8 protein-coding genes and 1 pseudogene are annotated in these 11,197 nt (G+C 64.2%); 6 read left to right on the top strand and 3 right to left on the bottom strand.

Annotation, left to right across the window (positions count from 1 at the left end):
- Positions 1-88: 88 nt before the first annotated feature.
- Positions 89-274 (top strand): annotated as a pseudogene (locus FPK30_RS08380) (SEC-C metal-binding domain-containing protein); the annotation flags it as partial.
- Positions 275-504: 230 nt separating this feature from the next.
- The gene (gene trpD, locus FPK30_RS07705) at positions 505-1,605 is read left to right on the top strand and encodes an anthranilate phosphoribosyltransferase (protein WP_144085997.1); all 1,101 of its coding nucleotides are present in this window, start codon (positions 505-507) and stop codon (positions 1,603-1,605) included.
- A 96-nt stretch (positions 1,606-1,701) separates the two neighbouring features.
- On the opposite strand, the gene FPK30_RS07710 is transcribed toward trpD, so the two are convergent.
- Positions 1,702-2,247, bottom strand: coding sequence for a hypothetical protein (locus tag FPK30_RS07710; RefSeq protein WP_144085998.1), 546 nt, complete (start codon positions 2,245-2,247; stop codon positions 1,702-1,704).
- Positions 2,248-2,295: 48 nt separating this feature from the next.
- Between FPK30_RS07710 and FPK30_RS07715 the strand changes: the two genes are divergently transcribed.
- Entirely contained in the window at positions 2,296-2,994 is a 699-nt protein-coding gene (locus FPK30_RS07715; protein WP_144085999.1) for a lysophospholipid acyltransferase family protein, read from the top strand.
- Between the two features lie 12 nt (positions 2,995-3,006).
- On the opposite strand, the gene FPK30_RS07720 is transcribed toward FPK30_RS07715, so the two are convergent.
- On the bottom strand, positions 3,007-5,175 hold the full coding sequence (locus FPK30_RS07720) for a Stk1 family PASTA domain-containing Ser/Thr kinase (protein WP_144086000.1): 2,169 nt from the start codon (positions 5,173-5,175) through the stop codon (positions 3,007-3,009).
- On the bottom strand, positions 5,168-6,394 hold the full coding sequence (locus FPK30_RS07725) for a polyprenyl synthetase family protein (RefSeq protein ID WP_186279455.1): 1,227 nt from the start codon (positions 6,392-6,394) through the stop codon (positions 5,168-5,170). The genes FPK30_RS07720 and FPK30_RS07725 overlap by 8 nt, the downstream gene beginning before the upstream one ends.
- A gap of 166 nt (positions 6,395-6,560) precedes the next feature.
- On the opposite strand from FPK30_RS07725, the gene FPK30_RS07730 reads away from it, so the two are divergent.
- The 3 genes from FPK30_RS07730 (at position 6,561) to FPK30_RS07740 (ending at position 11,178) form a co-directional block, all read left to right on the top strand.
- Positions 6,561-7,184, top strand: a complete 624-nt coding sequence (locus FPK30_RS07730) for a DUF4192 family protein (protein WP_144086002.1) — start codon at positions 6,561-6,563, stop codon at positions 7,182-7,184.
- A 114-nt stretch (positions 7,185-7,298) separates the two neighbouring features.
- Complete coding sequence (locus FPK30_RS07735; protein ID WP_232345933.1) at positions 7,299-8,699, top strand: RNA polymerase sigma factor; 1,401 nt, start codon at positions 7,299-7,301, stop codon at positions 8,697-8,699.
- Between the two features lie 130 nt (positions 8,700-8,829).
- Positions 8,830-11,178 (top strand): DNA gyrase/topoisomerase IV subunit B, encoded by a 2,349-nt coding sequence (locus tag FPK30_RS07740; protein ID WP_144086004.1) that lies wholly within the window; start codon positions 8,830-8,832, stop codon positions 11,176-11,178.
- The last annotated feature ends 19 nt before the right edge of the window (positions 11,179-11,197 follow it).

Raw genomic sequence — 11,197 nt, forward strand, 5'->3', positions numbered from 1 at the left:
TGCGTCAGAGGATGCCGCCGACGCGCAGTCGGGTCTGAGCACGTCCGTCGAGGACTCGGAGGCTTCCGACGATTCGGCCCCGGCCCCGGTTGGGCCTGCTCCCATCAGCCATGCCGAGGGCAAGGTTCCTGCTAATAAGAGGCCCAAGGCCGTAGAGGACCACTCGCCCTGGGCCGACGGCCGCACCTTCCCGGGCACGCCTCGCAACGCGCCTTGCCCTTGCGGTTCTGGACGCAAGTACAAGATGTGCCACGGTCAGAACGAGAAGAAATGACAGGTACGCGTAATCAGTAGCGGCTTTTGCAGATAGGGTTGCTGATCTGATTGACGGCCATCGCTCACCAGGGCGGTGGCCGTTTCCATATAGTGGATTGCCTTCTTTCATATATTGGTAGCAAAATGACCAAAATATGGGATGGCCTTGTGCAGGGGAGGGGCAGGGCAGTAAACCTAGAGCAAACAGCGGGGCATCCAGCCCCGCTTCTTCAAAGGAAAAGAGTCATCATGCGGCCACTTAGCTGGAAATCCATCCTGAACTCCTTGGTGTCCGGTCGGCACCTGAGCGCGGATGAGGCCGAGTGGTGCATGAACGACCTGATGGACGGGAATGCCGACCCGGTGCAGGTGGGCGCCGCCCTGTCCATGCAATCCACCCTGGGACTGACCAGCCCGGAGGTCGAAGGGGCCGCCAAGGCCATGGTGGGCCATGCGGTACCGCTGAAGGTCAGCGGTGATGTGACCGACATCGTCGGCACCGGCGGCGACGGGGCAGCGACGGTCAACCTGTCGACCATGGGCGCCATCGTGGCTGCAGCTGCGGGGGTCAGGATCGTCAAGCACGGCAACCGGGCCGCTTCCAGCAAGAGCGGCACCGCCGACTGCCTGGAGCAGCTGGGCCTGCCCTTGGATCTGCCGCCGCAGGAGGTGGCTGCCATGGCTGACCGCTACGGCATCACCTTCGTCTTCGCCAAGACCTTCCACCCCGCCATGCGGTTTGCCGGACCTGTCCGCTCGTCGCTGGGCATCCCGACGGTCTTCAACCTCCTGGGACCCCTGACCAATCCGGTCAACCCCCGCTATGTGGCCATCGGATGCGCCCAGCGCCAGCTGAGCCCCATGCTGGCCCAAGTCTATGCCTCCCGCGGCCAGGAGGGCATGGTTTACACCTCGGCCGAAGGCCTTGACGAGATGGCCCCGACCGGGCCGGTTTCCATCTGGGAGATCCACCAGGGCAAGGTGGAGGAACGCTCCTTCGACCCGACTCGTGAACTGGGCATCGACCCGGTGGATTTGGATGATCTGCGCGGCGGCGATCCCGCCTTCAACGCCAGCGTCGTCAGGGACTTCCTGGCTGGAAAGTCGGTTCCCTCCCGTTCCACGGCCCTGCTCAATGCGGCTTCGGCCATCGTGGCCGACGGCACGCAGATCGACGCCGGTTCCGAGGACGATTTGGGCATTCGATTTGCCCAGGCCTATCAACTGGCTACCGAGGTTGTGGACCAAGGCAGGGCCGCCGACCTGCTGGCAGCCTGGATCCACGGAGCCCAGGAAGCGCAGTCCCGCTGCCAGCAAGAGAATCGGGCATCCCGTCCGGTCTTAGTCTAGGTTCGCGGCTGCCAAGCCTGTTCGGGCCTCGCTGGCTGATCTCTCTGCCAGCGAGGCCCGACTGTTTTGGAGGCTTGTATACGGCGGCACACGGCATTATCGCCGGTAGTGCCGTTGGTCGTCATCGAAGAGCCCGCTTGAATCATCGCGGAAATTCTTCCGGTCGATGATCAGTCCTGCGATGCCTATCAGCAGGAGCAGTCCCGCCAGCAGGCCGGTCAAGCCGGACCAGCGGGGAATGAAGATGGTCAGGAAGAAGCAGACCAGGCCCAGCGCCGTCATGATCATGAAGGCCACCCGCCTTTTGCCCAGGTCGCTCAGGTCGGGGTTGGGCGGCACAAAGTCCGACGACTGGTCCATGACCTCGTCGGTGTCCAGCCAGCTGCTGCCTTGGAAATCGCGCGGTCCGGAGCCGCCGACGAAGGAGTCGCGCTTCAAGTCCTCGGCCCTCAGCGCTGCCTTCTTCTCGGACTTTCGAGCCTTCTTCTCGAATTCCTTGGCCGTCCTGGACGATTCCAGGGAACCCAGCTCGTCAGCGTGCGAGTTCAAGAAGTCCGCCCATTCCTCGTCCCCCTGTGGGGACCCGGTTCCCGCCTCGCTGTTATACTGTTTCCCGGCGTCGTTATGCTTGTGCTCGGTCATAGAACCATCGTAACCTCGGCCGCACGCATTCGCTACCAAGGAGTCTCTGTGCTGTACTGGTTCTTCGTCAAACTGCTCGGTCCGTTGGCGCGTACCTGGTTCAAACCGACCGTTGAAGGCACGGAGAACATTCCCAAGCAGGGGGCTGCCATCATCGCCTCCAACCATCTGGCCGTCATCGACGACGCCCTCCTGCCCATCACCTGCCCTCGGATGATCCACTTCATGGGCAAGGCCGAGTATTTCAACGGCAAGGGGATCAAGGGCAAGTTCAAGAAGTGGTGGTTCAGCTCGGTCGGTGTCTTTCCCGTGGACAGGTCAGGCGGCTCCAAGTCGCTGGGAGCCATGGAAACGGCTCGTTCCATCCTTGAGCACGGGCACATCTTCGGCATCCATCCGGAGGGCACGCGCAGCCCTGACGGCAGGCTTTACCGGGGGCATACCGGGGCGGCGCGGCTGGCCTTCGAGACCGGGACGACGGTGGTGCCAGCAGCCATCATCGGCACCAGGCAGCTTCAGGAGCCCGGCCATGTGATTCCGCATAAGGGCCGGACCAAGGTCATCTACGGCAAGCCCATCACCGTGCCCTACGTTCCGGTCAACAGCCTCACCCACGAGGAGATCCGCAACCTGACCGACCGGATCATGCAGGAGATCCAGGAGATGAGCGGGCAACGCTACGTGGACGTGTATGCCCAGGTCATCAAGGCGCATGAAAACCATGAGAACAACCAGGAGCTGGACTGACTTCCCGGCAGTTCAGACCACAGTCAGGGTCACGACGGCCGGCGAGCCGTCATCGTTGAGCACCTTGACCTGACTGCCGGGATTGGGGTCCTGGATGCGCACCGTGTGGGTCAGGTTGCCCAGCGGAGCGGAGATGTTGACCTTGAGCCCGTATCCCTCCAGGATCCTGGTGGCTTCGTCCTGGCTCTTGCCTTTCACGTCGGGCATGGTGATGGACTGCGGCCCCTTGGAGATCACCACGTTGACCGCATCGCCCCAGTGCAGCTGCTCCTGGGCCTGGTGGGAGGCGGAGATCACCTGGTTGCGTGGCACCTTGTCAGACCAGTCCTCGCTGTAGCTGACCTTGAGCCGAAGGGCTTCCAGGGCCGCCTTGGCCTCATCCCTGGCCTTGCCGACGATATCGGGCATGGCCACGGGCATGCGACCCTTGGACAGGACCAGGCTGACCTTGGCATCGTGGCGGGTCTTGGTCCCTGGTGCCGGATCCACGGAAATGGCCGCTCCTTCGGGGATGTCCATGGAGTACTGGTCCTTGGAGGTGTCGTGGTCTATCCTGTCGAACCCGGCTGCCTTCAAGGCCTGCACCGGATCCTTGCCATTGGGTGTTTCCGGCGTGAGGATGTCCTTGGGCACCGTGGCCTGGCGCACCCCCTTGGAGACGGTCAATTTGAGCCTGCCGCCCCTCTTGCTGATATGGGCTCCGATCGTATCGGGATCCGCGGCCATGACGGCTCCCTTGGCCACCTGGTCGCTGAAGTCATAGGCGGTGTCGACCTGGATGCCGGCGACCTTGAGTGTGCGGGCGTACTTGGCGAAGTCGGCGCCGACGACCTTGCACTCCTGGTTCTCGGAGCAGGAGACGTCATCCGGCTTGGGCAGGGCGACATAGCTGCCCGGACCCAGGAAGTACCACCAGGCGCCACCGCCGCCTCCTGCCAGGGCCAGGACCAGCAGAACCACCAACACGATGATCAAGCCCCGATGCCGGTGCTTGGGTTGAGCCGCTTCAGCGCCTGGCTGCACGATCTTCGCATCGGCGGAAGATGCTGTCGGATCCTGAGGCTGCAGAACGGTCGTGGCCTCGGCTCGGGAGGGGGTGTCCACATCGTTGAGCCGATAGCGTCTGGTCGCTGCCTCCGCATCGGTTTCGGGCGGGGCGGGCACAGACGGAACCGTGTCCGAATTCTCCGGGTCTGTGGCTGCCTCTTCGGTGTCGTCGCTGGGTGCCATAGCCGCGCGCTCTGAGGTTCCGGCGATGGCGGACTCGGGCTGTCCACTGGCTGCGGCTGCTGCGGCCCCTGCAGGCAGCACGTAGTCCATGGCCTGTCGGTCCAGTCCCTTGACCACCTTCCTCAGGCTCTCCAGGGCCTTGCCTGCGTCATCCGGGCGATGCTCGGGGGAGCGGTCGGTCATCTCGGAGACCAGGGCGGCCACAGACGGGTCGATTCCCGGGCAGACCCTGGCCAGGGAGGGGACGTCCTCGTGGACATGCTTGAAGACGATGGTCACCGGATTGTCGCTGGCGAAGGGGACCGTGCCGGTCAGCATCTCGTAGGCGATAATGCCCACGGCGTAGAGGTCGCTCTGGGGTGAGGCCTCATTGTTCTCGATGGTCTCGGGCGCCAGGTAGGCGGCCGTGCCCATGAGCATGCCCGTCGAGGACAGGGTGGCCTGGGCGGCGGCGCGGGCCAGGCCGAAGTCGGTGATCTCCACGTGGCCGCGGTCGTTGATGAGGATGTTTTCCGGCTTGATGTCGCGGTGGATGACGCCGGCTCGGTGGGCGGAGGCCAGGCCGTCCAGGACCTCGCCCAGGATGCGCAGGGTCTCCTTCAGGGGATAGACGCCCTGCCGGGCCATGTCCCGCCGCAGGCTGATGCCGTGGACATACTCCATGACCAGGTAATCCAGCCCCTGATCGACGCCCGTGTCGTAGACCTGGACGATGTGGGGGTTGGCGATGGCAGCCGCGGACCTGGCCTCCCGGCGGAAGCGCTCCTCGAACTGGGCCCTGTGCGGCCCCTGGGCCAGCATGGTGTGCATGATCTTAACCGCCACATGCCTGGACAGCCTCTGGTCCAAGGCCTCGTAGACCGTGGCCATGCCACCCTGTGCGATCTCACGCAGAATGCGGTAGCGCCCGTCGATGATCCGGTCGCTGGTCCTCTCGTCCGCTTCACTCATGCTCGTCTTGTCCGGCCCTCTGCACCTCGGAGGCCTGACCGGCCTCGGCATCAATGGAAGATACACGTTCATGATACCCGGCGGTGGTGGCAAGCGGCAGGAAGCGTCGGCAGGCCTTGAGGAATATGGTTCGGCCCCCTGTCGACAGATGCAGATCATCGGCCAGTGCCTGGGCTCGGGCCTGGGCTCGGACGGATAGGTCGGCCATGCGTCGACGGCTGGCCTCTACGGCCCCGCAGGACTGCATCAGGTCACGGACCATATTCACCTGGGTCTTGTTGCGGACTTGGGAGGTGCAACTGTACAGCCGGCGGATTTCCTTGGCCTGGTCAGGATCGACCATGGCCAGGGTGTCGGCCAGGAGGACGGTCCGCTTGCCCTCGCGGATATCGCCACCCACGGGTTTGCCGGTACGTCGGTCGTCGCCTGTTACATCCAGCAGATCATCCGCCAGCTGGTAGGCCAGACCCAGATCCAGACCCAGGGCGCGCACGGACTCTTTATGCTCTTCCAGGTCTGCTCCAGAGGCCAGCAGGCCCAGAGCCAGCGGGGCCAGGGTGGTGTAGGAGGCGGTCTTCCAGGCCATGGTGTGCAGGGCCTGGCGGCGCAGGCGTTCCGGATCGTCCAGACAGGCCTCCTCCATGCCCATGTCCAGGACCTGGCCGGTGACCACAGCCGTCTGCATGGCTTGAAAGGCCCTGCCGATGGCCGTCCCCTGAGGCAGCTTGGCAGCCGCCTGGAGGGCCATGTCCGTGCTCAGCGATGCCAGCAGGTCGCCAAGGAGGATGCCTAGGCCGGCGCCGCGGGCGTCAGGTTTTGCGGGCGCCCGGCCGCTCGAATCGTTTCCGGCAACCGACCGGCTCAGGGCCAGATGGGCGGCAGGGCGGCCCCGACGACGGGGGGAGCCGTCGATGATGTCGTCGTGGACCAGCGCGCTGGTCTGATAGACCTCCAAGGCGCAGGCAAGGTCCACTACCGCCTGTTCACGGTCAGGATTCTGCTCGGACTCCAGAGCCCGCCAGACGTCGCAGAGCAGCAGGGCGCGCAGGCGTTTGCCGCCGCGGCCAGCCTCGATCGCCTGGAGGATGACCGCCTGCAAAGCCTCCTGGGAGGGGTTCTGATCCAGGGGTTGGTCCGGTCCGGACTCTGGAGCAATCAGATGGTCGCAACGGCGCTGGAGCAGTTCCTCCATGCGCTGTTCGACCCGTGCTGCAGTCACGCTTTTCATGCCTTAGAGCCTATCCGCATATCTGCCCAGCGAACAGGCTGCCAGGACCATGGTGGATGGATGACACCACTTGACCACATGATCGGTTGTGGCTTTCCTCGCGATTCCAGCTGGATCAGGATGGTGCCAAGGCTCCCGGTGCTCATACCGGGAGCGGATGGGAGGCGATGACGGCATGGACGATGCGCATGAATACGGCATGAAAGACCTGGTGGAGCACTACCGAGAGGGCCGACGACGATGGGGTGTGGAAGAGGCCGACAGACGATGGCTCCAGCAACCTCTGACAGACTGGACCGCTGGTTTGCAAGGGCCGCAGGCGTGCCAGCGGTTGGACTCCGACTCGGCCGACTGCCTGGCCGTGGCCATTAAGGAGACGCTGGCCATACGCGACGGGCTTATTTTGTCCATTCTGGCACCCGGGCCTGGCCTGGACAGCGATCGGCTGATGGATCTTTGCGTTCGTCCCAACGATCCATCGAATGTGACATCGCTCTGCAGCATCCTGGATGCGGTCTTCAAGGACACCGCAACACGGCCGGACCAGCCCCGTTGCCATGCTGGGCTTGCCATGCTTGAAGCCATGGCAGATCAGGTTCCGCCGGGGTTTCGGTCCCAGCCACTGGCGGTCGCGGCCTATGTCGACTGGTGGAGTGGGGGATCCCGAGCATCGGGGTTTGCGCAGAAAGCTCTGGCAGACGACCGCTCCTGCAGCCTGGCCGCCATCGTCCTGGCCTTGATAGGCCGCGGCATCCACCCGGCTTGGAGGCAATTGGGCTGAATCGGGAATAATCGTCCCCCTGGGGTGGTTCACTTTAATGAGTCTACGATTTGACCTTGCCAGAGCTGTGCCCTAAAAGCAGTGTCGGCGGGTGGGATGATCCAGGAGGAGAATTTGGCCACGAAGGACACCAAGTCAGCCAAGACAGCCGCAGTGGATACCGAAAAGGGCCGGACCAGTTCAACTGCCGGCAAGACCAAGACCGCCACCAGGTCCAAGACCAGCAGCAAGGCGTCCCGCAAGACCGCGTCCCGCAAGAGCGCCGCCACTAGCACCTCGGCGACCAAGACGAACCGCCGTCCGGCCTCCAAGACCGCCAAGAAGGTCGAAGAGAAGCCCATTCTGCAGCAGGATGAGCAGGAGCCCGACGAGGATCTGCTTGAGGATCAGGAGGACGACGACCAGCTGGAGGACGAGCCCGACGAGGACGATCAGGAGGAGGATGAGGCCTCCCAGGTCCAGGACGAGGCCGAAGAGGACCGCAAGGCCGCCCATGCCCTCGCAGCCAAGGTCAAGGGCGCCTTTGTCGTCGACGATTCCGATGACGACGAGAATGTCACCCCCTCAGGCAATCCCAAGCGTCGTGTGGTCACCGCCGGCGCCACTGCCGATCCTGTCAAGGACTACCTCAAGCAGATCGGCCGCGTCAGCCTGCTGAACGCCGAGCAGGAGGTGGACCTCTCGGAGCGCATCGAGGCCGGCCTCTACGCCCAGCATCTGCTGGATACCGAGGGCGAGGACATGGACTTCAAGCGTCGCCGCGAGCTCAAGTGGGCCGCCAACGACGGGAAGAAGGCCAAGGACCATCTGTTGGAGGCCAACCTGCGACTGGTGGTCTCCCTGGCCAAGCGCTACACCGGCAGGGGCATGCTCTTCCTGGACCTGATACAGGAAGGCAACCTGGGTCTGATTCGTGCCGTGGAGAAGTTCGACTACACCAAGGGCTACAAGTTCTCGACCTACGCCACCTGGTGGATTCGTCAGGCCATCACCAGGGCCATGGCCGACCAGGCCCGCACCATCCGCGTGCCCGTCCACATGGTCGAGGTCATCAACAAGCTTTCCCGCGTCCAGCGTCAGATGCTGCAGGACCTGGGCCGCGAACCCACCCCCGACGAGCTGGCCAGGGAACTGGACATGCCCGTCGAGAAGGTCCAGGAGGTCCAGAAGTACGGCCGCGAGCCCATCTCCCTGCACACCCCTCTGGGTGAGGACGGCGACTCGGAGTTCGGCGACCTGATCGAGGACACCGACGCCATCGCCCCCTCTGACGCCGTGGCCTTCTCCCTGCTGCAGGAGCAGTTCCAGCAGGTTCTCGAGACCCTGAGCCCCCGTGAGGCCGGCGTCATCAAGATGCGCTACGGCCTGGAGGATGGACAGCCCAAGACCCTGGACGACATCGGCCGCGTCTACGGGGTCACCCGTGAGCGCATCCGCCAGATCGAGTCCAAGACCATGTCCAAGCTGCGGCATCCCTCGCGCTCGCAGACCCTGCGGGACTTCCTGGATCAGTGACCTCTGCGTCCGGCGGGGAGGTCCTGATGCTGTCGAGGCCTCCTTGCTAGAAATGGTCATCGGTGCGTAAGCGACCGCCCATGCGAGGACTCCTGTCCCCGTGGGCGCCATGAGGTGAACGGCGAGGTAAATGGTGGCGAAAAAGCCTGATAAGGGAAAGTCCTATGGTGCCGGCAGTCTGACGGTTCTGGATGGGCTGGACGCAGTGCGCAAGCGTCCAGGCATGTACATCGGAACCACGGACAGCCAGGGGCTCATGCACTGCCTTTGGGAGATCATCGACAACGCCGTGGACGAGGCCTTGGCCGGCCAGTGCGACCACATCAAGGTCATCCTGCACAGGGACGGCTCCATCGAGGTGGACGACAACGGCCGAGGCATCCCCGTCGATACTGAGCCGCGGACCGGGCTGACCGGCGTGGAGGTGGTTCTGACCAAGCTTCACGCGGGCGCCAAGTTCGGCAACTCTTCATACACGGCTGTCGGCGGCCTGCACGGCGTGGGCTCTTCGGTGGTCAATGCCTTGAGCTCCCGACTGGACGTGGAGGTGGACAGGGACGGCAAGACCCACCGGATGCGCTTCCACCAGGGCCATCCCGGCACCTATCAGGACCCTGATCCGGAGCATCCTTCGCCCGATTCGCCCTTCAAACGCACCAGGAAGAACCGACCTACGCCCCTGGAGGTGGTGGGCAGCGTGCCCAAGTCCCGGACCGGCACCAGGGTGCGCTACTGGGCCGACCCAGAAATTTTCAACTCGACGGCCCGGTTCAGCTACGCTCAGCTGATCGACCGGGTGCGTCAGACCAGCTTCCTGGTGCCCGGCCTCAAGATCACCGTGGTCGACGACCGCATCCCCGCCACAGGAAGCGCCGAGCAGGATCTGCGCCTGGAGGTTGACGGCGAACCCGCTGCGGAGTCGAGCGGCCAGGACGATCAAGGGAGCCTTCGCGAATCGCTTGGCAGCGGCGACCTCCCTGAAGAAGATGCCGGAGAAGAAGGTGCCGGAGACGCGCAGGCGGACGATGCCAGCCTTTCGGCCACCGAGCAGGCCGACCGGGCCATGCTGCAGCCGGAGGACGAGTCCGGCCATCAACGGGTGGAGGAGTTCCTGCACACCGGCGGGGTGACGGACTTCGTGGACTTCCTGTCCAAGGGCGAGCCAGTCAGCGACATCTGGCGGATCAGCGGCCAGGACACCTACCAGGAGGAGACCCAGCGTGTGGGCTCGGACGGGGAGCTGCACGCCGAGCAGGTGGAACGGGTCTGCGGGGTGGATATCGCCCTGCGCTGGGTCAACGACTACGATTCTGTCGTCCGCAGCTTCGTCAATGTGGTGGAGACGCCTGGCGGAGGCATGCACGTGGACGGGTTCATGAACGCCATGACCCGTCAGGTGCGCAAGGCCGTGGAGGCCAACGCCCGCCGCCTCAAGGTCAACCTCAAGGACTCCCATACCAAGGTGGAGCGCGACGACGTCCTGGCCGGGCTGGTGGCCGTGGTCACCGTGCGCATTGCCGAGCCGCAGTTCCAGGGCCAGACCAAGGACGTGCTGGGCACGGCCCAGGTCAAACCCATCGTCACCCGGATGACCGACGACCAGTTCGGCCAGATGATCAGCGGCTCCAAGCGCGGCTTCAAGGAGCAGTCCGGCCAGGTGCTGGAGAAGATCGTGGGCGAGATGCACGCCCGCGTCCAGGCACGCAAGACCAAGGAGGTCACCAGGCGCAAGAACGCTCTGGAATCGGCTTCCATGCCCTCCAAGCTCTCGGATTCCATGCCCGGCAACGACGACATCGCCGAGCTGTTCATCGTCGAGGGCGACTCCGCCCTGGGCACGGCCAAGGCGGCACGAAACTCCATGTTCCAGGCCCTGTTGCCCATCCGCGGCAAGATCCTCAACGTGCAGAAGGCCTCCCTGTCCCAGATGCTGACCAACAAGGAGTGCGCCTCCATCATCCAGGTGGTCGGTGCCGGCTCGGGAGCCAGCTTCGACATCGACCAGGCCCGCTACAACAAGGTCATCATGATGACCGATGCCGACGTGGACGGCGCCCACATCCGCATCCTCCTGCTGACCCTCTTCTACCGCTACATGCGTCCGCTGATCGAGAACGGACGGGTCTACGCAGCCGTGCCGCCCCTGCATCGAATCGCCCTGGCAGGCAAGAACAAGGGGAAGTTCATCTACACCTATTCGGACGATGAGCTGGAGGGCAAGCTGGCTGACCTGCAGGCCAAGCACATCGACTACAATCCCGATGTGCAGCGCTACAAGGGTCTGGGCGAGATGGACGCCGACCAGCTGGCCGACACCACCATGGATCCCAGGACCCGCATGCTGCGCCGCATCCGCATGGAGGATGCCGCTCAGGCAGCCGGCATCTTCCCCCTGCTCATGGGGGACGACGTGCCGCCGCGCAAGCAGTTCATCGTGGACAATGCCGACGACTTCGACCGGAGCAAGATCGACACCTGATCGACTTTCAGCAAGGCCC

The organism is Bifidobacterium apousia (assembly GCF_007559275.1).
In the GTDB taxonomy this organism is placed as follows: Bacteria; Actinomycetota; Actinomycetes; order Actinomycetales; family Bifidobacteriaceae; genus Bombiscardovia; species Bombiscardovia apousia.